The sequence below is a fragment of the Nostoc sp. S13 genome (genome assembly GCF_029379315.1).
In the GTDB taxonomy this organism is placed as follows: domain Bacteria; phylum Cyanobacteriota; class Cyanobacteriia; order Cyanobacteriales; family Nostocaceae; genus Nostoc.
The window spans coordinates 1-23287 of the sequence record NZ_JAQYWQ010000068.1; the positions used below are offsets into that span (position 1 = coordinate 1).

Below are 23287 nucleotides of genomic sequence, written 5' to 3' on the forward strand. Positions count from 1 at the left end.
TTTGACTTTGCCACTCTTCAGATGTACGGAGCTTGTTCAAAACTCAAATAGGATTCCTATATGTAGGCTGGAAGAATCGACGACGGCAATATGGCTGTGTTTTGCATCTTGATATCAAAGATGGGAAGATTTGGATACAATATGATGGAACTGAGATTGGCATTGCCAATGAGTTAGTCAAGTTGGGAGTGCCAAAGGAAGATATTATTTTGGCATTTCAGGAACCCTTGGTAAGGCAATACACGGGATTTGCTGTGGGTTAATCTAATTTATTAATAATTCTGGTGCTACCAATCCTTTTTGGATAGCTAAAACTGCGGCTTGAGTGCGATCGCGTACTTCTAGTTTCTGTAAAATAGCATGGACATGAACCCGCACTGTACCAGGGGCAATGTAGAGAATTTCAGCAATTTCTTGATTGCTTTTGCCAGCTGCTACTAATGCCAAAATTTCTTGCTCGCGCTTGGTTAGGGGATTTTCTAAGGCTTCTTCTTTTGTCGGCAGCACCGCCATAGAATTGACATCAAAAGCCGCTCTAATTTCTGTTGTTGCTGTTTGATCCCACCAAGAAGCCCCGGCTGCAACCGACCGCACTGCCAATATTAGAGACTCAGCTGGAATACCTTTGAGACAGTAACCTTGCGCCCCGGTAGCAATTAACCGTGAAATCAAAGGTTTTTCCGAACGAGATGTTAAAACGAGAATTGGTAAATTTGGGTGCTTCTGCTTGATTTGGCGACAAGCCTCAATCCCGCCAATTCCCGGTAAACCTATATCCAGCAAGACCAAATCCAGGGGATAGCGATTTGCTAATTCTACAGCTTGTTCCCCATCTTCTGCCTCTGCGACAATCTCCAAACTGGTTTCTTGTTGCAACCGCATCCGCAGACCAAGCCGAAATAATTCATCATCTTCAACAAGTAAGATTTTTGTCATTAGTAATTGGGCATTGGGCATTGAGTATTGGGTATTGAGTATTGGGCATTGGGCATTGGGAAAGCAGAAGGCAAGAGTTCTTCAATTTTGAATTTTGAATTTTGAATTGATTTCTCAACTCCCCGGTGGTGGATAAGCTGGGAGTCGGAAACCAAACAGTGCGCCCCGTGGTGAGCGATTTTCTGCCCAAATTGTACCCCCATGAGCTACTATAATTTGTCTGGTCAAATAAAGCCCCAGTCCAGATCCTGAGACGTGGCGATCGCTATGTCCTTGATAAAACCTTTCAAATAAGTGGGGTAACTCTTCTTCGGTAATACCGGAACCAGTATCGAGTATTTTTACTACTTGCTCGCTAGAATAACCTTCAAGTACTATTTCCACTTTACCGCCACGGGGGGTATGATTAATGCCATTGCTGAGGAGATTGGTGAAGACTCGCCCAAGTTGCAAAGAATCGCCATTTACCCAGAGAAAGCTGCGAAAATCGGATTCGCCATAGTGTAGAGAAATATAAACTTGGCGTGTTCTCGCTAGTTCAGTCAGGGTAGCGATGATCTCCTCCGCCACTGTCACCAAGTTAACAGGTGATATCTGTAGTTTCAGCCCTTCGGCATCATTGCGGTAGACATCTAAAAGAGTTTGGACTAATTGCAGTGTACTCCGATGACTACGAGCCATTGTTTGGAGGACTTTTGCTTGCATTGGCGTGATTTCACCAAATTGCTCATTTTGAAAATATTTCAGCGTTTCAATTGCTCCTAATAGGGGTGTTTTCAAATCATGCGTTAGGGTAGAAACAAAATCTTCACGCATGATAGCTAGTTGTTCTTGGGAGCGTAATTGTGCTTGCGTATAAGCGATCGCTTCTTCATTGCGGTGGTTGCGATCGCTTAACCAACCCGTTACCACCAACGCTAACACTGCAATCAACCTATTTGCTAATGTTGGAGGATTAATTATTTCTCCTCCAGGTATAAACAAATTTAACAATGTTAATCCCGTAGCTGCAACAGTGATCCCGAAAACTGCTCCCCGATTCAATCGAGAATCTGCTAACAAAATCGTTCCTGTGTAGAGGTAGCCAAATACGTACTCAGAGGGTGTCATGTATTCCAGTGCGATCACGATAGCAAAGGTGATCGCGATTAGTCCATATGTCTCCCCACGCTCACTTATAGCTTCTTTTATAGTCAATAATCGACTTAACATCGTCATTTATGATTTACTAAAAAATCGTTATCCTACAATCTTTACAACTATTTAATTCACCAATTATGATCTATCTGTAATTTATATCTACAAATGCCAACTTGGGAATTAACTCGAAAATTCCGATTGTCCAGATGCAGCGAAGGAGACTAGGGACTAGATACTGGGTTGTTGACTACAAGAACCGAGGTATTTACCCCAATCTTCTCAATCCCTAATCCTATTAATAAATCCTCTGGGATATTTATATTTTTTGAAAGTAGCAAACTTGGAAAATGTATTGTATAAACAAATAATACTAACGAGTGAGATCCATGAATTAAGAGTAAAAATTAAATATTCTTAACAAAAACTTTAACAAGTATCTGGAAAATAGTATTGAAGAAGAATTCAGAATTCAGACGCTCTCTACACGCTATCAGTAGGGGATTCAGATCCGCACTTCGACCCAACTCTTGGAGACCAAGGCATAGCTTGCTTGTCCGTAGGGATACGACAAGCTTAGGGCAGACAAAAGTATTACAGTGAGCATGTCGAACTGCTCTGTTACCACCACTTTCTTGTTGACCACAAAACAAGAAAATTTGGTGGTGGTGCAAAAACGCCGGTTATTCAGACCCTCTCTGCGTTCGCGCAGCGTGTCGCAGACAGACCAAGGCATAGCTTGCTTAAAAGCAGGAGTACGCGGACTCCAATTCATTCTGAATTCTGTTTAGGTAAATCCCTAGAAATCAAATACTCCAACGGTTAATCTGTTATTTCTAAGAATTGGCTTGCTAGCACTTAAATTTAATTGAGCGCGAAATATATGGGACAAGGTTTTTTGCAAATTGGCTTAACGCTGTGTATCGTCATCGTAATCACTCCGCTATTCGGAAAATACATAGCGCGTGTCTTTTTGGGAGAAAGAACACTGCTTGATTTGTTAATGAACCCCATAGAGCGAAGTATGTTCGTACTAGCGGGTGTTCGGAGAAAAGATGATATGACGGGTTCGCAGTATATCCGGGCTGTACTGTATAGCAACTTTCTGATGGGTACTTCAGTGTATTTACTGATATATTTTCAGAGACTCTTACCCTGGAATCCTAACGGCTTCGGTGCGCCGGCATGGGATGTATTACTGCATACAACCATTTCATTTGTGACGAATACCGACCAGCAACACTATGCTGGTGAGACAACCTTAAGTTATTTTAGCCAGGTAGCGGCTTTAGGCTTTTTGATGTTCACCTCCGCAGCCACTGGTTTAGCCGTGGGAATTGCCTTTATTCGCGGGTTGACGGGTAGAAGGCTGGGCAACTTTTACGTCGATCTCGTCCGTGGGATTACGCGAATATTGCTGCCGATTTCGATTATTGGCGCGATCGCCTTGCTTGTATCAGGTGTACCACAAACATTAGCTGGGACTTTGGATGTGAGAACCTTAGACGGTGGAACGCAATATCTTGCCAGAGGCCCAGTGGCATCATTTGAAATGATCAAACTTTTGGGCGAAAACGGCGGTGGCTTTTTTGGCGTCAACTCAGCCCATCCCTTTGAAAATCCCAATGGCGCTTCTAACTTGATAGAAATGATCGCCATGATTTCTATACCAGCATCCTTGATTTACACCTACGGTATATTTGCCAACAACATCAAACAAGCTTGGCTACTTTTTTGGATGGTGTTTGTGATTTTTGTAGTTTTGGTAGGGGTAACAGCCGTGGGAGAATTACAAGGGAATCCCCTGGTTAATAACACTTTTGGATTAGAACAGCCTAATTTAGAAGGGAAAGAAGTTCGATTTGGCTGGGCACAAACCGCATTCTGGGCGGTGATGACTACCGCTACTATGTCTGGCGCTGTGAACGGGATGCACGATTCTTTGATGCCGCAAGGAATATTTTCGACTCTCTTCAACTTGTTTATCCGCGTGATCTGGGGTGGTCAGGGAACTGGAACAGCTTACTTATTTATTTACTTAATTCTCACAGTATTCCTAACTGGACTAATGGCAGGACGCACCCCAGAGTTTTTAGGACGCAAAATTGAAAAGCGCGAAATCGTCCTCGCTGGCGTGGTGCTGTTAATTCACCCAATCCTAGTTTTAATTCCCAGTGCGATCGCCTTGGCTTACCCCATCTCCCTATCTGGAATTAGTAACGCTGGCTATCACGGCATTTCTCAAGTAGTTTATGAATATGCCTCAGCAGCAGCAAATAATGGCTCCGGCTTAGAGGGGTTGAGGGATAACACCCTGTGGTGGAACTTGAGTACTTTAGTTAGCTTAATCGGAGGACGCTACATTCCGATGATTGCCATCCTGCTGTTCGCTGATGGGATGTCTCGCAAACAACAAGTACAAGAAACCCCTGGTACCCTGAGAACTGATTCTCTGGTATTTACTACGATCACGGCTGGAGTGACAGTGGTTTTGGGAGTGTTGACTTTCTTCCCCGTTCTGGCTTTAGGCCCCATAGCTGAGGGTTTGAAACTAGCATCTGGCAGTTAGAAAAGTTATGAGTTATGAGTTATGAGTTATGAGTTTGGAATTAAGAGAATACTAAAAAATAAATTATCCGGTTTCGTAGTGTGCTAACGATAACGTAACGTACCTTCATCAGATGGTGCGTTAGTAACGCACCCTACAAGTTGGATCTGTTTTTTATTGTAAGTTCCTAATAACTCCTAACTTCTAACTCCTAACTCCTAACTCCTAACTCTTAACTCCTAACTCCTAACTCCTAACTTTATTTATGAATAAAGTGGCAACTAACTTCAAAGCTAGACGCCCAAATTCTCGTTCTGGCGATCGCCGCCAAGCACGAAAAAAGGCCAGGGCAAGTAATAAGTGGCTGTACTTAAGGGCAATTAGAGATGCTTTTGTCAAGCTAAACCCTAAGTATGTAATCAAAAACCCAGTGATGTTTGTGGTTTGGGTAGCGACAACCATCACTCTATTGTTAACAATTGATCCCAACCTATTTGGGCCAGCCCAGCAAAAGAACCCACAACTTTTCAACGGCTTGTTGTCGGGAATTTTATTCTTGACAGTTTGGTTTGCCAATTTTGCCGAAGCACTGGCAGAAGGGCGGGGTAAAGCCCAAGCTAATGCCTTGCGATCAACGAAATCACAGGCGATCGCTAAAAAACTTGCTGCCGATGGCACAATTAGTGAAGTTTCATCCACCAGCCTCAAACAGGGCGATACCATCTACGTCGTTGCTGGCGATATCATCCCCGCCGATGGCGAAGTAATCATGGGTGTCGCCTCAGTAGATGAATCGGCAATTACTGGAGAATCCGCACCAGTATTAAAAGAATCAGGCTCCGACGTTGCTAGTTCCGTCACTGGTGGGACGCGGATTATCTCAGATGAACTAATTATCTACATCACATCCGACCTAGGCAAAGGTTTCATTGACCGGATGATTGCCTCCTTAGAAGTGGCAGAACGCAGCAAAACACCTAATGAAATTACCCTAACGGTATTGCTGACAGTTCTCAGCTTAGTCTTTTTGTTTGTCGTGGTAACTCTGCCTGCACTTGCCTACTATGTCAACAGTCCAGTCAGCATCCCAATTTTAATTGCCCTGTTAGTGGCGTTAATTCCTACAACCATTGGCGGCTTACTAAGTACCATCGGCATTGCTGGGATAGATCGAGTTGCCCAATTTAACGTCATTGCCACCTCAGGACGAGCAGTCGAAACCTGTGGTGATGTCAACACTTTAGTTCTCGATAAGACAGGTACAATTACCCTCGGCAACCGCCAGGCGGAAGAGTTTATTCCGATCAATGGTCATTCAATGTCGGAAATTGCTAATGTTGCTTGGGCGGCTAGTGTTTTTGACAATACACCAGAAGGTAAATCCATTGTCCGACTGGCAGAAAAGTTAGGCGCACGGTTTGATTTTGATTCCAGTCAGGCAGAAGGAGTGGATTTTTCCGCCAAAACACTGATCAGTGGCACTAACTTGCCTGGTGGATATGAGGCCAGGAAGGGAGCAGTCGGAGCCATTAAAGGATTTGTCCGTTCCCGCAACGGACGCGATACCCCAGAATTGGATGCTGCCTACGAACGAGTTTCTGGTCTGGGAGGTACACCCCTAGCAGTCAGCCTCGATAACGAAATCTATGGGATTGTTTATCTTAAAGATATTGTCAAACCTGGTATCCGCGATCGCTTTCTTGCACTGCGACGGATGGGAGTGCGTAGCATCATGTTGACTGGAGACAACCGCATTACAACTTCTGTCATTGCCAAACAAGTTGGGGTGGATGACTTCATTGCCGAAGCCACACCAGAAGAGAAAATCAGTGTCATTAAAGGGGAACAAGCAGCAGGCAAACTGGTTGCCATGACGGGAGATGGGACTAACGATGCTCCAGCATTAGCCCAAGCTAACGTCGGCGTCGCGATGAATACAGGGACGCAAGCTGCAAAAGAAGCCGCCAACATGGTCGATTTGGACTCCGATCCCACAAAGCTGATCGATATCATTAGGATTGGCAAACAATTGTTAATTACTCGCGGGGCATTGACGACATTTTCCATCGCTAATGATATTGCTAAATACTTTGCAATTATCCCAGTGATATTTGTCGCTGTTAACCTGCAAAGTCTGAATATTATGAATTTGACTAGCCCTAAGTCTGCTGTACTATCGGCGCTGATTTATAATGCTTTAATTATTCCCGCTTTGATTCCCTTGGCATTGAAAGGTGTGCGGTTTAGACCCCTGACAGCTAATCAGCTAGTCCAACGCAATATCTTAATTTATGGCTTAGGTGGGGTGATTGCGCCGTTTATCGCCATTAAGTTGATCGATATACTAATTACAGTTATGGGCTTGGCTTAAGGGCGGTGGGAAAGGAGATTTAGTAGGGGTCTTAAACTCACTTATTCATTCCCCTTTCTCCTGTCGGAAACACTACGCGAAGCTTGCTTCTCTGTAGGGGTACGTATGACGCTACGCACAGTAGCAACGGCTACGTTAACGGCAGTCGGACTCCAATTTATTCTGAATTCTGAACGGCAGTTGCTCTACTTGGAAAGACCCCAACTCTTGAAGACGCTCCGCGTTCGCATAGCGTCTCCAAGAGTTGCGCTAGCCTCTCACGCCTGGGAGAAGACTGCACTACCTCCTCCTGACTCCTAAATTCTGTTTAGATAAAAAATTAAAAATAAAATATTAGCAGCAATTGGAAAATTTTTATGCCTATTATTCGAGAAACCATCAGAGCAATTTTCATAACTCTGATGCTTTGGTTATTGACTGCAATCATTTATCCTCTAATAATCCTTGTAGTCGGTCAAGTTTTTTTCTTTTATCAAGCCAACGGCAGCATCAGGGCGGGTCAAAATGGTGAACCAATTGGTTCAGCTTTGATTGGTCAAGTGTTTACATCTGAGCGATATTTCCATTCTCGTCCCAGTACTGTGAGATATAGCCAAGGCAAAAAAGCCAAGCCAACTGGCATATCTGGAGCTAGCAATCTCGCTGCAAGCAATCCAGAGCTACTCAACCGGATTGTAGAACAGGCAAATCAATTGCGAGACGAAAATCTTCAACCGATTGCTGATATAATTTATACGTCTGCTTCTGGTTTAGATCCGCATATTTCCTTGAAAGCAGCACGGCAGCAATTGACGCGGGTTGCTAGTGCGCGGGGAGTAAAAGAAGATGAAATCCTACCTTTAATTAATAAGTTTACCGATGGCAGATTTTTAGGGATTTTTGGTGAGCCAGGAGTCAATGTTCTCCGATTGAATTATGCTCTTGACGTGCAAGATTTTTCTCGTAAGCTAAATCAATAAATGGGGAGTGGGGAGTTTAGAATAAATAGATAACTTTAGATAACTTTTTCGTTACTCTCTGCGCCTCTGCGTAAACGATAAAATTCTTATTTTAAAATATTCGTGCAAGAGACACCATGAAAATATCTATTCCCTACTCCCCATTTTCAAATGTCAAATAATACTAATACTCGTTCGACTGGCATTCCTTTTAATTCTGTAAGTTACTCGCTTTATCCGGCAGGACGGCGAGGCAAGCATAAAATTTTTATTGGCATGGCTCCTGGAGTAGGCAAAACCTACCGGATGCTGGAAGAGGGACACGCACTCAAGCATGAAGGAATTGATGTCATAGTTGGGCTTTTGGAAACCCACGGACGCAAGAAGACTGTTGAGAAAGCAGAGGGACTGGAGATTTTACCCCGCAAGCAATTTCCTCAGGGTAACTTGATGCTAACTGACATGGATACAGATACTATTTTAAAGCGATCGCCCCAATTAGTTTTAATCGATGAACTTGCCCATACCAATGTCCCTGGTTCTCCACGCGAAAAACGCTACGAAGATGTAGAAGTAGTTTTGGCAGCAGGTATTGATGTCTACTCCACAATGAATGTGCAACATTTGGAAAGTCTCAATGATCTAGTAGCCAGAATTACAGGTGTGGTAGTCCGGGAACGTGTTCCTGACAGGATTATGGATGAAGCAGATGAAATAGTGGTAGTGGATGTCACACCGGAAACACTACAAGAACGGTTATTAGAAGGCAAGATTTACCCACCCCAAAAAATCCAACAATCTCTCGATAATTTTTTCCAACGCCGCAACCTGATTGCTTTGCGGGAGTTGGCTTTGCGGGAAGTCGCAGACAACGTAGAAGAAAATGCGATTGCGCTTCGCGCACGCTTCGCGAACGCCACTACCCCCAACGGACAATCCTGTAATATTCACGAGCGGGTTTTGGTATGTGTATCCACTTATCCCAACTCAGTACAGCTGTTGCGCCGGGGTGCGAGGCTGGCTAACTATATGAACGCGCCGCTTTATACCTTGTTCGTTGCCGAACCAGAGCGCTTCCTCACCAAAGAGGAAAGCTTGCACATCTACACTTGTGAGAAACTCTGTAAAGAATTTGAAGGTACTTTTCTTCGTTTTAATAACACTAACGTAGCCAATGCGATCGCTGAAGTCGCTGAGAAATATCGGATCACCCAAATTGTAATTGGAGAGAGTCAGCGATCGCGCTGGCAAATGCTCCTCAAAGGATCTTTGACGCAAAAATTGGTACGCTTGCTCAAAAATATAGATTTGCATATCATTGCCAGCGAAAAAATGGTTTCACCCAAATAGGGAATCAAATTTCCTCAAAAACCTCAGAAGTAAAGCTCCCATGCAGACCATAGGGGATATGATGCTTAAGATGTAGCCGAGCAATCGCACATGCAGAGAAATCACTAGCATCCAAAATTACCAAATCTGAGCGGTGATGGGCAGCATCATAAACCAAAGCTAATACCCAACCATCATCTTCCTTTTCGGAACCTGGGCGCGGGACAAAAATCGGTTCACCGACAAAACCACGGGGTGCAGCACTCCAAAATTGTCTTTCTCCAGACTGTAAATCAATTTTCAGCAATGCTTGTAAAGGGGCATTACCAGTCTCTGCATGAGCCGCAGCTATATATAAATATCGATAAGAGCGTCCCACATTCGCCGGATGTATGCTGGCAAATTCACAACAACGGCCATCAATCAATTCCCGCCGGACTGTCTGATCTTTTAGATTCAGATAAAATCGCCAGAGTTGACCAGGTGAAGACGCTTCAAAATCAACTTGTCGAAAATCGCTTTTAGGTTGGACTTTTAATAAATCTTGGTAGCAAATGGAGTCAATCATCACTTCCTCTCCTACCTCAAAAGCATTAACGTGGTGGAAGACGAAACCCGACTGAGTTTCCAGAATTTTTATCTTTTCTTGCCCTTCTTGGGGAAAGCGGGGAATAATTAGAATTTGAGTTGGCTGATTTGGCTGAAATTTGATACATTCTCCCGCCGCACGTATTCCCAAGGCGAAAGGTATGGGATTAAAGGTGACAGGATTTTGAAAGAAGATGCAGTAATTGGGAGTAATGACAAAATCGTGAATGAAAGAGAAACCAGGAATTTTATGAGCCTGCTGTCTAACAATTTCACCTGCTGAGTTTAGCTCGAAAATAGTAATTGTGGTAGATAATCCCGGCTTAATCGAGAAATTTACCAGGCAAGGCTCATCCCCATCTTGGTTACAATTCTTTTCCAAGCGGGGATGTGCAGCGAAAGCTTCACCTGCTGACAAAACACCATTAAAATATTCATTCCCCAAGGTTTCAAGAGTGTAGGGATCGAGGCGATGTGCTTCAGCCCCTTCCCAGAGTGCTAGCAGTTTCCCACCCCAATAAATAACATTTGTATTGGCGATATTTTTGAGTTTGAAGTCAAAGATATTTGCTAGCCAACCGCCGGGTTTTTCAGTACCAAAAGTACCGCGATAGAGAATTTTTCCCGCCTTTTGCTCTGCTAAATAGCCAGTTGTGCGGACAAAGCGGTTGCGAAAATGAGCACGACCATTGATAAAGGTAATTTTGCTAATCATCCCATCCCCATCAAACGGGTGATGAAGAGGTTGCCCGTTCACATCCAGCAAACCAGGGCCATTTCTAAACAACGTACCTTCTAGTTCTTTAGGAATTTGTCCTTCTATATCATCAATCCAATAATCAAACTCTTGGGTGAGAGATTGATATCCTCCTTGCCAGTCTGCACGAGTATAGGATTTTTTTGTAACTGGGCTTTCTTGACTTTTAAAACTTTGCATGCACTTTATTTTTTATTGTTACTTTGCACGAAAAAATCTAGCCGCTAAAAAGAATTTCTTTGCGACTTTGCTACGCCAGTGCATGAGATTTATTAGACTATTCCACTATTTCCGACTCTGGTTCTCTCAGTATCAACTCAGACATCAAATCAGGCAAAAACGGTTGTTCTCCGTCTTTGGGTGTCTCAGTTTGATCTTCAGCAGCAGGTAGCCAGTTGATAAATGGTAGGGGCAATAGCGTGCTGAGGTTAGTAATTAACACCAACACCCAAAGTGACTCAAAGTTCGTTGCGGTGATTCCCAACCAATATGTGATTAATGCCCCAAATGCACGAGAAACCGTTCCTGCCGAATTAAACACCGACATTAACAAGGCAAATAATGTCGCTTCCACACCAGAGGGACAAAGCCTTGCTGCTAGAACCATCACTTGCATAAAGGCAATTTGACCCATCACGGAAAGAACAACACTATCACCCAAACTAAACCAGTGGTCATCTATACCCAACCGCCTGTTTGTGTGAGTCACTAACAACAGCATTGTCATCCCTAAAATTGACGAAAGGACGGTACTCCAAGCAAAAATCACGCGAAAAGGGATGCTTTTGAGGAAACGTTGAAAAATCCAAACACCTACTAGAGAAGCAAAACTTGTTACCAAGTGTACCCGCCCCAAAAATTCTGGTTCAAAGTGTAATTCGTTGGTAGAGAAGTAGAAAAAGGCTGAGTCAGCATTTGGCGTAGCTTGCCAGACGAAGATAAACGCCGTTGGTAGCCAAATTGTTTTTTGGGTAATGGCTTGGCGTAGCTGCCCCAGTTGATGTTTGATTGATAGAGGGTTAGTTTGATTACTATCTTGAGAATCTTTGTTAATGGGGGACTCAGCAATTAACCAAGCTACCCCTGAGACGATCAGAGGAAAGAAGGCGGTAATTCCAAAGACGGTACGGGTAGTAAAGTATTCAAGTAGCAGACCACTAAAGTATGCTGTTATCAAACCTCCAATCGCAGAAGCACCCCAGGACAGAGATTGTAGTGAACCGGCTTTAGCTTGCGATTCGCCTCTGGCTCGTTCCACAACCAGTGAGTCAACTATCACGTCACTCATGGCGACAGAGAGAGAACCAAGAGCGATCGCTAACGTAGCTCCCCAGCTAGTATGAACTATTGTGGCCAGACTTATCCAGGAAGCAGTTCCCAGTATCCCGGATAAAATCAAGTAAGGACGCCGACGATAGCCAAAGATAGGCAAGCCATCAGAGATAAAACCAAACACTGGCTTGATCATCCAAGGTAGGAAGACAATTCCCAATAGCGTCGACATCTGGACTGGACTCAGATGCAGTTCATCTTTGAGGAAAAAGCTAACGGCTAGACGCGATAGCCCTAAAATTCCTTGGACAAAGTAAACGGTGAGAATTGCAATTAACTCCGCATTAGGTTCATTACCCAAAAAGATTTTTTGTGTTAATGAGTCTTTGACCTTGGACAAGCCAGATGATTGAAGCACCATTCGATAAAGACTTTTTAACTTTTATTTACTTTTCTATCATAACTATTCTGAGGATGTGGGCTTTCTGTAAGCTTTTTCCTTTTATGAATACAGCAGTCAGCAGTCAGAATGAATTCTGTACGACTAGCGGATAGCGCCGCGTTAACTCATGGAGCGTCTTGATTCTGATGCCAAGCCGCAGAGCAATCTCAAGCTTTGCTCCTGAATTCTGACTTGTGACGAATGTATTCTTCTTCAATAGACATCTGGTGAAATTAAATATGCGTTATCTAGAACCCTTGTAAAGACGCGAAATTTCGCGTCTCTACATTCTTTTTCGGAGATGTCTAATAGACTTATCCACAAATAAACCTCAAAATAGCTGAAACCCTTACATAGCTGGCTTTTTAGCTTATATAAAACAGGAACCTCTAAAACCCTCTCCAGAGCTAGGTTTCAGCCAAATAAAGTTCTCATTTCCGGATAAGTCTAATACAATCCCAACCCTTCTGGAAAATCCAGCATGATGTTTAGGTTTTGGATTGCGGCTCCCGATGCGCCCTTACCTAAGTTGTCAAGACGAGCAACTAGCAACACTTCTTTGGTAGTGTCATTGGCGAATACAAAAACCTGAACAATATTGGTGCCGTTGATTGCTGCATCTACGCCCGTCGTAGACATCGCATCCAGAAACGTTCCATCTCTCAGCAGAGTAGAATCTTGGAATGGAGCAACCTGCACGAATTTTTCACTTTGGTAGTAGTCAGCAACTGCTTGATAAATTACCTCACCTGATGGTGGATTATCCAAAATCCCTAGCGGCAAAGGCACTTGCACCAGCATCCCCTGCTCAAAATCTCCCACTGCCGGTACGAACAGAGGCGGTGATGCTAACCCCGAAAAGTAATGCATTTCCTTAACGTGCTTATGCCCAAACTGCAAACCATAGATGCCATAAGGGTAGAGCGACTCTCCCCCAGCTTGCTGTTCATGGAAGGTATGGTACTGTTTGATCAGATTTTTTCCGCCACCAGAGTAACCTGACACTGCATTAACGGTGACGGGAAAGTTACTCTTCAGAAGTCCCTTGGCAATCAACGGACGGATACAAGCTAAAAATCCTGTAGGATAACAGCCTGGATTGCTCACAAACTGGGCGCTGGCGATTTTTTCTCGCTGTCCTGGATTTAATTCAGGGAAGCCATATACCCAGCCTTTAGCTGTACGATGGGCACTACTAGCATCAAGAATCTTAACCGTACTACTACTGACTAAACTAACAGCTTCGCGGGCTGCGTCATCAGGCAGGCAGAGAATGACAACATCGACGGCATTGAGTAGTTTGGCTCGCTCAGTTGCATCCTTACGTTTAGATGCATCAATGCTAACTAACTCGATGTCATCGCGTTGGTTGAGACGTGAGTAAATCTGTAAGCCTGTGGTTCCTGATTCCCCATCAATGAAAATCTTCGGTTTAGTAGTCATGCCCTTGTGATATGTGAGTGATATTTTGATTAATACTTACTTGAACTCTGATAAGGGACTGACAAATAAAAAAATACTCAACTACTTATTGTGGGTGTCTCGCCGGCCCTTAGCCAAAGGCTGGCAAAACTTCGGTGTGAGCGCTCAGTCGAACGCTGCCCACCTTACAAGTAAGCTGTCGCGCATTTAATTTGCACAACTAGGGCGGGCAAGATGCCCACCCCACAAGAGATTCATTTTTTTGAGGATGCAAATTAAAAGATTTTTAGCTTAGTAGTAATTTATTTGTTGGAATTCCCTAAATAAATTATAAAAGTCAATGCCTTCGCCAAAAATAGAGGTAGTCTAGCTTTTGCCGTGAGGGTTTGATAATTGAGGCTATTTTTTGATCAATATCTTTATACAGCAAGCTTTTTACAAATTACATGCCTTTGCTCTGGTAGTCTGAACTTAGTTTTTTTGAAAAATCAAATCAGATTCCCATTGCAGATGTAAAAATTTAATTAAATTTTTTTGTGTTGCTCACGACATCTAAAAAATAATGAGTATGTTATCCTACTTAACGAGGTCATAAATGATCTAATTTTAAGCAATTAACCTAAGTGTGAATACAGGCATTGCGGTGTAGACTAGGCGGAGGATTTCTCAATTCTTCCTGACTAGGGCTATACCAAAATTTCTGGTGAGTTCTCACTAAAAACTAGCTTAAATAACGAATTTGTAGTACCTGATATCACAAATTAGTTGTGAAAAGCAGCTACTACAAAATTTGTTATGTCAAGCTATTATAGCTGTTTTCAATTGTATGGAATACATATATGTTGAGGAGTGCAAAGTTTTGCGCCCCATAGCGTGTTGCGTCCATATGAGAATAATCGCTATACCCAGTCTGCGAGAGATTCATAAAAATAAATCGAAGAGCCTTATTAAAACGACTAACTATGCTCAGAGTGAAACTATGTTCTGCGGAGTAGTTTCCGAAGGCGAGTGCGTTTTTGTCACCAGAAGGGTAGGCTCTTCGATTTATTTAGTGCTAAGTGCCTGAGCAAATTTTTGTAGGAGTTAAGTGAACAAGATGAATCTGTGCAAACAACGTCAAAACAAGAATAGAGTATTGATTTTAACTTCCCTGGCTGTGTTGGCATCTCCATTAGTATTGCCTTTGCAACAAGCCTTTGCAGGAACATTAACGACCGTTGTAAATTTCAACGGTGCTAATGGAGCCGCTCCAAGTGCAGGCGTGCTAGCAGGGAGTGATGGCAATCTTTATGGAACCACTTCCGCAGGTGGTTCGCAAAATAAAGGAACAGCATTCAAATTAACTGGTCCTACTTTTAGTCCTCTGACTACACTAGTTAACTTCACTGGAACCAATGGAACTAACCCAGTTGCTAGATTATTCCAAGCAAGTGATGGCAATCTATATGGTGCAACCTTTCTAGGTGGTACAAATAACTCTGGTACGTTGTTTAAGTTACAAAAAACAACTTTTACAACCCTGACAAATCTTTGGAATTTCAATGGCGCGAATGGAGCCAATCCAGCAGGTCGATTGATTTCAGGTAGCGATGGCAGTTTGTGGGGGACAACTTCTGCCGGTGGGGTAAACAGTAAAGGAACTGTATTCAAGATTCCTTTAACTGGTGGTGTCCCCACTATCTTAGTTAACTTCAACGGTACTAATGGAGCAACTCCATTAGCAAGGTTGCAATTAGCTACTGACAAAAACTACTATGGCACCGCTTCAGCAGGTGGAGCAAGTAATAAAGGTGTGGCATTCAAGTTAACTCCCGCAGGAGCAATAACTTCATATAGCTTTAGTGGTGCTAATGGGCAAAGTCCCCAGTCTGGATTAACTGAAGATGCTGGATTTCTTTATGGCACGACTTTTGTAGGTGGAGCCAGTAATAAAGGATCAATATTCAAGGTTCCGCTCGGTGGCGGTACACCAGTTTTAGTTGCCAGTTTTAATGGCAGCAATGGAGCCAACCCCACAGCTGCACTCACAAAAGGAAAGGACGGTAACTTCTATGGTGCAACTTCTACAGGTGGTGCAAATAATAAAGGAGGCATCTATCGGTTGACTGGAGGAACCATCACTTTGTTATTTAGTTTTAGTGGCACGGATGGGGCAACTCCGCAGTCCACACTAATTCAACTTGCTAATGGTTCATTTTACGGTACCACCTCTACTGGTGGCGCTTCTGGAAAAGGAACAGTGTTTAAGTTTATACCATAGTATCACAAACAATCTACGTGCAAAATAAATAGTAGAACGTAGATTTTTCCACTTTCAGATAGTCACACTTACTGACTATTTGAAAGTGGAAACTTTTCAACTCGTTTTTGGTGAAGGGCTACTCCTCCCAAGCGAGAGTGCGTTTCACTGCCTTTTGCCAAGTCGCAAAATTGGCCAATGAGAAATTCTTCCTTGGCTTAAACACACGCTCAATTTGCCGTTGCTGCACCAGTGCTTCATAGCTCTGCCAAAATCCTACAGCTAAACCTGCTGCAAATGCTGCACCCTGAACGGTTGTATCGCGCATTATTGGACGTTGAACTGGAATACCTAGCACATCAGCCTGGAACTGCATTAGGAAATTATTCTCGCAAGCACCACCATCTACGGTTAATTGCCCAACTGGAGTACTGTTAGATGCATTAATTGCTTGCACCACCTCCAGAACTTGATAAGCGATCGCTTCCAGCATGGCGCGAACTAGATGCTCTGGTTGTACACTGGCGGTAATGCCGAAAAAGGCTCCCCTAGCGCTCATATCCCAGTAGGGAGCGCCCAGTCCACTAAATGCAGGCACAAAATAGACTCCACCATTATCTGTTACCTGATTGGCCATCGCTTCAGTTTCAGCAGCAGTTTTAATCAGCTTCAGGCGGTCGCGTAACCATTGAATACAAGCACCAGTAGTAAACATACTGCCTTCAAGTGCATAGCCTACATCTAAATTTCCCCTTGAATTTGCTTGAGTCCATGCCACCGTGGAAATGAGTTGATGCGGCGATCTCAGAATTTGATTACCTGTATGAGCTACTAAAAAGCTACCAGTACCATAAGTACATTTGATCAAACCGGGGCGATCGCAGCCATGACCAAATAGAGCCGCTTGTTGATCTCCCAAGATGGCAGTGATCGGAATTTCAGCACCCAACAAAGTAGCATCAGTAACTCCAAATATTCCTAAACTAGGCTGAATCTGGGGCAAAATATCAGCCGGAATTTGAAACAGATTCAGTAAAATATCATCCCACTCACAGGTTTTGAGATTCATTAACATTGTGCGGCTGGCGTTGCTGTGGTCAGTAGCATGGATTTTCCCACCTGTGAGGTTCCACAGCACCCAGGTATCAATGGTTCCTGCCAAGACATTGTTCAGATCAATAGCAGTACAATTATCTAATAGCCACCTGAGCTTGGTAGCAGAAAAGTAAGCATCGAGAATTAAGCCAGTGCGATCGTAAATTTCTTCAGCGTAGCCTTGCTGTTGTAACTGGTGGCAAAGGGGAGCAGTGCGGCGATCTTGCCAGACGATCGCTCTATGGAGTGGTTTACCAGTAGTTTTGTCCCAAATCAAACAGGTTTCACGCTGCACAGTTAGTCCCAAGGCGGCGATCGCTGATGGAGCAATCTGGGCATTTCCAATTGCGGTTTGCATCACCCAACAGGTATCTTGCCAGATTTGTTGAGGGTCATGCTCTAACCATCCGGGCTGAGGATAATACTGAGTTAGTTCTTTGTATGCCTGACCAACAATCTTGCCGTCTGCGTTAAACACAAAGGCGCGGTTGCCTGTCGTACCTAAGTCCAGCGCTAAAATGTAGCCCGATGATCGAGTTGTGTTGCCAAATGTGTGCATAGTGGCTTTGATATGCTGTGTAGGCGTAGCCAGCCTTTAGGCATCGCTAAATCAGATATACATTATTTTGTGTACATTTTGAATTGGGCGATCGCCTAGCGCGTTTAGAAACTGCACGCCAGTTGCTTCTTCCAATGGGAGAAAAGGAGACGCTTTTGCTAGCTTGCTTGTATTGCAGGGGTACAAGTCGGGCATTGCCCCGACATTTCGTACTTGATGCGTAAGTCCTAATATCTATAAAAACCTAACAGAAGTGGTTATTTTGCAATTGCGTAGCTTACAATACATTTATAGATAAATAGGAAAACTCCTAGAAATCAAAATTTTTCATAACTCGTCTGCGTAGCCGCCTCAATTAGGAATTAGCAACTCTCACAAGTTGGTTTACTTCCTCTGAGATACTAACTTGCTGTTACAGAAACTGTAACAGTCCGATTTTTCTATTGGAGCAAGTGCAATAGTTAATCATTGACACAGTATCTGCGTCAACCATGATCACAGATCGGGAATCCTTGGCAATTGAGGTGGTATAATGAATCCGCAGAAATATAGTAGTGTGAGAGAAAATTTCATGCAAAGACGCTATGGTGTTAGTCTGGGCAGACGTTATGCGCTGGCAGCTGCAAGTGTTGTTCTCTTCAGTGTATTAGGGTATTCTCAAGTCGATAATAATAAAAGTGCCCTAGCCCAATCTGGTTTGCCTCAGTCAGAAACTCCATTGCAAAAAAAAACACTCAAAACTGATAAAAAAATCGTTGAGTCTAACAATAAGTTTGGCTTCAAACTGTTTTCAGAAGTTCTGAAAAATGATCAGACTGGGAAGAATGTTTTTATCTCACCTTTGAGTGTGGCGATCGCTCTTGCTATGGTCTATAACGGCGCTAGCGGCTCGACTCAACTAGGAATGGCAAAAACCCTGGAATTACAGGGAATAAGTCTACCAGAAATCAACTCTTATTACGCGGCGGCATTAAAGGAGCTTGTAGACAATGCTGATGCGAAAGTGCAACTGAATATTGCTAACTCACTTTGGGCAAATCAAGATTTTAGCTTTGTGCCAGACTTTCTCCAGAGAGTACAGTATTTCTATAAAGCCAAGGTTAGCAATTTAAACTTTCAAGATGCCGCCGCACCTAATATTATCAATAACTGGGTCAAAGAAAATACTAACGGCAAAATCAATAAGATAGTTGAAACTATCCAACCCAACGATGTGTTATTTCTGATTAATGCCATATATTTTAAAGGAAAATGGACTAAAAAATTTGACAAAAGTCAAACCGCTCAATACCCCTTTTACATCACATCTGGCAAGCAAAAACAATACCCGATGATGTCACAGGACGGTGAGTATAGATACTATGAAAACAAACAATTTCAGGCAGTTAGTTTACCTTACGGCAAAGATGGTAAATTCAGTTTTTATATATTTTTGCCCAAACAGAACTCTAACCTCACAGCCTTCTATCAAAACTTGAATGTTGAAAACTGGGAAAAATGGATGACTCAGTTCAACAAACGAAAAGGGTTTATTCGCTTACCGCGCTTTCAAACAGAGTATAATGTTAAACTCAATGATGCCTTAAAAAGTTTGGGCATGGAGGAGGCTTTCAGCAACAATGCCAATTTTTCTGGCATAGGTAAAAATCTTACCATTAGCGAAGTTAAGCATAAAACTTTTGTGGAAGTGAACGAAGAAGGCACGGAAGCAGCTGCGGTTACTTCAGTGGGAGTATCAGTGACATCAGTAGCTTTTCCTATAGAGCCACCATTCCAAATGATTGTTGACCATCCCTTCTTCTCTGCCATTAGGGATAATCAGACGGGAAGGGTTTTGTTTATGGGTTCAATCATTGACCCACAGTAAAGAATTCAAAATCAAAGGATGTTTAAAAAGTCTAATTTATTACTTGCCTTGGCAACTGGAAGTCGCTGCTACACAAACAAAACCCACTTTCGTGGGTTTAAAACTCTTGATTTTTCATGCTTTCCCCGGAGGTGAACTTATCTGCCAGACGCTATTAGCGTTCGTTTATGTAGTAGTGAATTATATTCCCCTAATACTTTTTAAACGTCCTCTGAAGAAATTTTGAATTTTGAATTCTAGGGTAATGTCGCTTCAGAAATGCTCAGAGTGTTTTTAGCGTCAGCTTTTGGCGACTCGTTTGCTGTAACGGGTGCAGTCATCTCTCCAGTGGTGCTGTCGTTTATCTCGCTGCTTAGGCTACCAGGACGCAAGGCGCTTAAAGCCGTCTTAATCACAACAGCAGTAGGTACTGCCACAATTACACCCAACAGTCCGCCAATTCTTGCTCCTGTCAAGACTGATATTAAAATCCAAACTGGATTTAAACCAGTAAAGCTGCCTAAAATTCGCGGGGCAATTAAGTTTTCAAGAATTTGCTGGACAATTACTGCCGCGATCAACACTCTCACACCCATTGAGAAATCTTGCAACGCTACCAATAGTGTAGTCAGGGCGATGCCCACAGAACCACCAAAGGGCACGAGAGCCATCAGGCCAATAGTTAGGCCGAATAGCAGCCCAAATGGTACCTTCAGCCACAAAAAGGTAGGAATGAGGGCTGAAGCCATACAGGTAGATAAAATCAGTTGGGTAATGAAGAAATTTTGGAAGCTCAGGCGGACTGTTTTGGAGAAAGGATCTCGAAATTTAGCAGGTAGCCATTCCACTAAACTTTGCCAGAGTTCAGCCCCATGCTGTAAAAGATAGAAAGTCAAAACTATCGTCAAGAGAATATCTAACAGACTAGTGACTGTGATCACAGCCAGATTTAAAACTTGTCCAGCGATCGCTTGCAATTGTCCCTTGACGCGATCGTTGATTTGCACTACCAAAGCATCAAGGTTAATTGGTAAGTTAAAAGTCTCAGCTTTTTGGTTTAATATCATTAACTGAGAGCGTCCAGAGTCGATCAACTCTGGCAAACGAGCCACCAGTTGTTGAGCTTGGGTAAGGGCCAGGGGAAAAAGTGTGACACCCAACGCCAATAAAATCGATAAAGCCAAGAGAAATACTAGGATAGCAACTTGCTCTCGCCTAGCACCATGATGCTCCATCCAGGTTACGGGGTAGTTGAGGAGAAATGCTAGCACTGAGGCTGCGACTAAAATGACTATGAGAGAATGGAAGTAATTAAAAAATACCGAAAGTGCCCAACCATTGAGAACTAGCAGTGGAGCGAATAGCGCGATCGCCCCGATTCGCGCTATTGGTGTGAATGTTTGCCACCAGTCGAGTAGCTTGCGTGTCTGCATTTTGAGCTGATTGCGGGATAGAACTAAATTAAATCTTTCTTTAGAGCTTATTATCTCTAACTATATGAATGACATTCATCCTTCTAGTTTAGGAGTTAGACTAACCCCAATGGAGAATTTTAAACCGAGAGAGAATGGAGAGTGGAGAGTGGGGACTGGGGCAGCAGGGGAGCAGAGGGATAATAATAATGCCCAATGCCCCATGCCCCATGCCCAATCCCCAATGCCCCATGCCCAATCCCCAATGCCCAATACCCCAAGCCCAATCCCCAAAACACAGTTGCTTTTATATTTGATTCCGATCATTGGCTTTTTTCCGTCCTTGTGGACTCTTTATCGGGGCCAGGGTAGTCGAGAACAACTTGCGATTAGTCGTCTGTCTATTACTTTGGCACTTATTTGGCTGTTGGGATATCTATTATTAGCTAGTGGAGCAGCAACTTCAGATTTTTTGACGCTACGTCTATTTATCCTCAATAGCTTTCTCACATCAGGTTACTTTTTAGTGAGTGTCTGGTTGATTTTGCGGCTGATGCAGGGCAAATCTGGGCGTTTACCAGGGTTTAGTACTCTAGCAGAACGACTGCTAGGCAAGTATTTATCTTAATTTTTTCCGGTGATAATTTGCTAGTATTTTTACTTATTTTCTCAAAAATTCGGTTGATTGATCCATAATATCTAGTCAAATCCAGTTTATTATTGCCATACTTCAGTAAAACATCTCCAGGTTGCCCCAAAATAAAGATAAATGCTGCTACAAGTGTTGTGGTTGACACTATAAAAAAGGTTAGCACTGATAATAAAGAGTTAGCTATTATGGGTTGATTTGCCAGCATGTTTTTAGTCTGCAAATTTAGCGAATTTGATTAGTCAGTAAGTGTGAGGAAGTCTGTGACCATTCAAAGAAGTTCGGCGGAAGAAAACCAGTCGGGAAAAGCCTCAAAGTCCAGTAACAAAATTTCTCAGAACTCGAAATCAGGACGTTGGCTGTGGTTTTGGGTAGGTATGAGTGGTATTGCGATGGTGTCAGCAACAGCAGGGGCGCTTTTGGCCGTGTCTTTGACCAGTACGCCTTTGCAACAAGCCCAGCTAAGTCCAAAGGATGAGGCGGTGTTTGATGGCGATCGCATTTCTGGAGGTGTGCTGCGATTTTCAGAATTAACTCGCCCGGTGAATCTGTTGGTTTTGGGGATGAGCGTACTTCCCCCAGATATCCAAAACCCTCCCCCAGAAACCAAAAACCTCAGATACCAGCCCGAGCTAAACTCCTTTGATGGTCTTTCGGATGTGATGCTCTTGCTCAAATTTGATCCAGAGACGAAAAAAATAATTATTCTCTCCATTCCCAGAGATACCCGCACAGAAATAGAGGGGTATGGGGTAAAGAAAATTAATGCTGCCAATGTTGACGGTGGGCCAGCTTTGACTGCCAGAACCGTCAGTAATCTCTTAGGTGGGGCGGGAATTGATCGCTATGTCCGAATTAACGTTCTGGGAGTTGCCAAGCTGATCGATGTTTTAGGTGGCGTGACGGTCTATGTCCCCAAAGATATGAAGTACCAAGATGATTCTCAGCATTTGTATATCAATTTGAAGGCGGGTAAGCAGCATCTCAATGGTGATCAGACACTGCAATTGCTGCGTTTTCGCCATGACGAACTCGGTGATATTGGTCGGATTCAGCGACAGCAAATGGTGATGCGTGCTTTGATGGATCAAACACTCAATCCAGCTACTGTTGCTCAATTACCTAAAGTTCTGGATGTAGTGAAAGACCACATCGATACCAATTTAACGGTTGAGGAGTTAGTGGCGCTAATGGGTTTTGGGGTGCGGACAAATCGCTCTAATATGCAAATGTTAATGCTGCCAGGTCGCTTTAGCGAGAAAAGCGAGTTTGATGCTAGCTATTGGTTGCCCAACAAAAAGGGTATTGCTAAACTGATGGCTCAACACTTTAGTTTGGAATCAGAACAGGAACAGCTGGCAACTACGGCTGACCCACGCTCTTTACGTGTAGCAATTCAAGATAGTACAGGTGGCGATCGCTCTAACCTGCAACCATTAATTAGAGCCTTGGAAAAATCTGGATATCGCAACATCTATATCGCCAAAGCATGGGGTGAACCTCTAGAGGTAACTCATATTGTCGCCCAACAAGGAGATAGTGATACTGCCGAATCAGTTCGCAACACTTTGGGATTTGGAGAAGTGCGTGTGGAAAGTACTGGCAACCTTGGCTCGGATATCAGTATCCAAGTGGGTAAGGACTGGTTGGAACAAAAATCTATTTTGGAGAAGTCGCTGACGAAATAATTCCTAATGATGCTCTCTACCAGACGCTAAAAGCGTAGCTTGCTTCTCTGTAAGAGTAT

15 protein-coding genes and 1 pseudogene are annotated in these 23287 nt (G+C 43.3%); 9 read left to right on the forward strand and 7 right to left on the reverse strand.

The genetic code is table 11. The features are described from left to right. Positions 1-56: 56 nt before the first annotated feature. Positions 57-263 (forward strand): annotated as a pseudogene (locus PUQ00_RS19955) (XisI protein); the annotation flags it as partial. Between the two features lies 1 nt (position 264). On the opposite strand, the gene PUQ00_RS19960 reads toward PUQ00_RS19955, so the two are convergent. Together PUQ00_RS19960 and PUQ00_RS19965 are read right to left on the reverse strand one after the other, a co-directional pair. Beyond that, positions 265-957 carry a response regulator transcription factor gene (locus tag PUQ00_RS19960; RefSeq protein WP_300419866.1) on the reverse strand — a complete coding sequence of 231 codons (693 nt, stop codon included), beginning with the start codon at positions 955-957 and terminating at the stop codon, positions 265-267. Between the two features lie 93 nt (positions 958-1050). Further along, on the reverse strand, positions 1051-2148 hold the full coding sequence (locus tag PUQ00_RS19965; RefSeq protein WP_300419908.1) for a HAMP domain-containing sensor histidine kinase: 1098 nt from the start codon (positions 2146-2148) through the stop codon (positions 1051-1053). A gap of 808 nt (positions 2149-2956) precedes the next feature. Here PUQ00_RS19965 and kdpA point away from each other — a divergent pair. From kdpA to PUQ00_RS19985, 4 genes are all read left to right on the forward strand, one after another. Next, positions 2957-4642, forward strand: a complete 1686-nt coding sequence (gene kdpA / locus PUQ00_RS19970; protein ID WP_300419869.1) for a potassium-transporting ATPase subunit KdpA — start codon at positions 2957-2959, stop codon at positions 4640-4642. Between the two features lie 244 nt (positions 4643-4886). Further along, entirely contained in the window at positions 4887-6992 is a 2106-nt protein-coding gene (gene kdpB, locus PUQ00_RS19975) for a potassium-transporting ATPase subunit KdpB (protein ID WP_300419871.1), read from the forward strand. A 356-nt stretch (positions 6993-7348) separates the two neighbouring features. Continuing rightward, positions 7349-7951 (forward strand): K(+)-transporting ATPase subunit C, encoded by a 603-nt coding sequence (gene kdpC, locus PUQ00_RS19980; RefSeq protein WP_300419873.1) that lies wholly within the window; start codon positions 7349-7351, stop codon positions 7949-7951. 150 nt (positions 7952-8101) lie between these two features. Continuing rightward, complete coding sequence (locus PUQ00_RS19985; RefSeq protein WP_300419874.1) at positions 8102-9280, forward strand: sensor histidine kinase KdpD; 1179 nt, start codon at positions 8102-8104, stop codon at positions 9278-9280. Positions 9281-9284: 4 nt separating this feature from the next. Here PUQ00_RS19985 and PUQ00_RS19990 read toward each other — a convergent pair whose 3' ends face one another. The 3 genes from PUQ00_RS19990 to argC form a co-directional block, all read right to left on the reverse strand. Continuing rightward, positions 9285-10784: a carotenoid oxygenase family protein gene (locus tag PUQ00_RS19990; protein WP_300419875.1), complete on the reverse strand. Its 1500-nt coding sequence runs from the start codon at positions 10782-10784 to the stop codon at positions 9285-9287. Positions 10785-10881: 97 nt separating this feature from the next. Continuing rightward, positions 10882-12297, reverse strand: a complete 1416-nt coding sequence (locus PUQ00_RS19995) for a folate/biopterin family MFS transporter (RefSeq protein ID WP_300419877.1) — start codon at positions 12295-12297, stop codon at positions 10882-10884. A 468-nt stretch (positions 12298-12765) separates the two neighbouring features. After that, entirely contained in the window at positions 12766-13761 is a 996-nt protein-coding gene (gene argC / locus PUQ00_RS20000; protein ID WP_300419880.1) for an N-acetyl-gamma-glutamyl-phosphate reductase, read from the reverse strand. A 1075-nt stretch (positions 13762-14836) separates the two neighbouring features. Between argC and PUQ00_RS20005 the strand changes: the two genes are divergently transcribed. Then, positions 14837-16000, forward strand: coding sequence for a choice-of-anchor tandem repeat GloVer-containing protein (locus tag PUQ00_RS20005; RefSeq protein WP_300419911.1), 1164 nt, complete (start codon positions 14837-14839; stop codon positions 15998-16000). A 118-nt stretch (positions 16001-16118) separates the two neighbouring features. On the opposite strand, the gene glpK is transcribed toward PUQ00_RS20005, so the two are convergent. Next, a complete protein-coding gene (gene glpK / locus PUQ00_RS20010) occupies positions 16119-17633 on the reverse strand; it encodes a glycerol kinase GlpK (RefSeq protein WP_300419883.1) in 1515 nt (504 codons plus the stop codon). Positions 17634-18165: 532 nt separating this feature from the next. Between glpK and PUQ00_RS20015 the strand changes: the two genes are divergently transcribed. Beyond that, a complete protein-coding gene (locus PUQ00_RS20015; RefSeq protein ID WP_300419885.1) occupies positions 18166-19500 on the forward strand; it encodes a serpin family protein in 1335 nt (444 codons plus the stop codon). A gap of 236 nt (positions 19501-19736) precedes the next feature. On the opposite strand, the gene PUQ00_RS20020 is transcribed toward PUQ00_RS20015, so the two are convergent. After that, positions 19737-20912, reverse strand: coding sequence for an AI-2E family transporter (locus PUQ00_RS20020; protein WP_300419887.1), 1176 nt, complete (start codon positions 20910-20912; stop codon positions 19737-19739). Positions 20913-21135: 223 nt separating this feature from the next. On the opposite strand from PUQ00_RS20020, the gene PUQ00_RS20025 reads away from it, so the two are divergent. Then, complete coding sequence (locus tag PUQ00_RS20025) at positions 21136-21519, forward strand: hypothetical protein (RefSeq protein ID WP_300419914.1); 384 nt, start codon at positions 21136-21138, stop codon at positions 21517-21519. 284 nt (positions 21520-21803) lie between these two features. After that, positions 21804-23228: an LCP family protein gene (locus PUQ00_RS20030; protein ID WP_300419889.1), complete on the forward strand. Its 1425-nt coding sequence runs from the start codon at positions 21804-21806 to the stop codon at positions 23226-23228. Positions 23229-23287: the final 59 nt, after the last annotated feature.

Excerpts from the sequence above, each read along its gene's own strand:
- PUQ00_RS19960 (WP_300419866.1), bottom strand. The coding sequence starts at position 957 with ATGCCCAATGCCCAATTACTAATGACAAAAATCTTACTTGTTGAAGAT.
- PUQ00_RS19965 (WP_300419908.1), bottom strand. The coding sequence starts at position 2,148 with ATGTTAAGTCGATTATTGACTATAAAAGAAGCTATAAGTGAGCGTGGG.
- kdpA (WP_300419869.1), top strand. The coding sequence starts at position 2,957 with ATGGGACAAGGTTTTTTGCAAATTGGCTTAACGCTGTGTATCGTCATC.
- kdpB (WP_300419871.1), top strand. The coding sequence starts at position 4,887 with ATGAATAAAGTGGCAACTAACTTCAAAGCTAGACGCCCAAATTCTCGT.
- kdpC (WP_300419873.1), top strand. The coding sequence starts at position 7,349 with ATGCCTATTATTCGAGAAACCATCAGAGCAATTTTCATAACTCTGATG.
- PUQ00_RS19985 (WP_300419874.1), top strand. The coding sequence starts at position 8,102 with ATGTCAAATAATACTAATACTCGTTCGACTGGCATTCCTTTTAATTCT.
- PUQ00_RS19990 (WP_300419875.1), bottom strand. The coding sequence starts at position 10,784 with ATGCAAAGTTTTAAAAGTCAAGAAAGCCCAGTTACAAAAAAATCCTAT.
- PUQ00_RS19995 (WP_300419877.1), bottom strand. The coding sequence starts at position 12,297 with ATGGTGCTTCAATCATCTGGCTTGTCCAAGGTCAAAGACTCATTAACA.
- argC (WP_300419880.1), bottom strand. The coding sequence starts at position 13,761 with ATGACTACTAAACCGAAGATTTTCATTGATGGGGAATCAGGAACCACA.
- PUQ00_RS20005 (WP_300419911.1), top strand. The coding sequence starts at position 14,837 with ATGAATCTGTGCAAACAACGTCAAAACAAGAATAGAGTATTGATTTTA.
- glpK (WP_300419883.1), bottom strand. The coding sequence starts at position 17,633 with ATGCACACATTTGGCAACACAACTCGATCATCGGGCTACATTTTAGCG.
- PUQ00_RS20015 (WP_300419885.1), top strand. The coding sequence starts at position 18,166 with ATGAATCCGCAGAAATATAGTAGTGTGAGAGAAAATTTCATGCAAAGA.
- PUQ00_RS20020 (WP_300419887.1), bottom strand. The coding sequence starts at position 20,912 with ATGCAGACACGCAAGCTACTCGACTGGTGGCAAACATTCACACCAATA.
- PUQ00_RS20025 (WP_300419914.1), top strand. The coding sequence starts at position 21,136 with ATGCCCCATGCCCAATCCCCAATGCCCAATACCCCAAGCCCAATCCCC.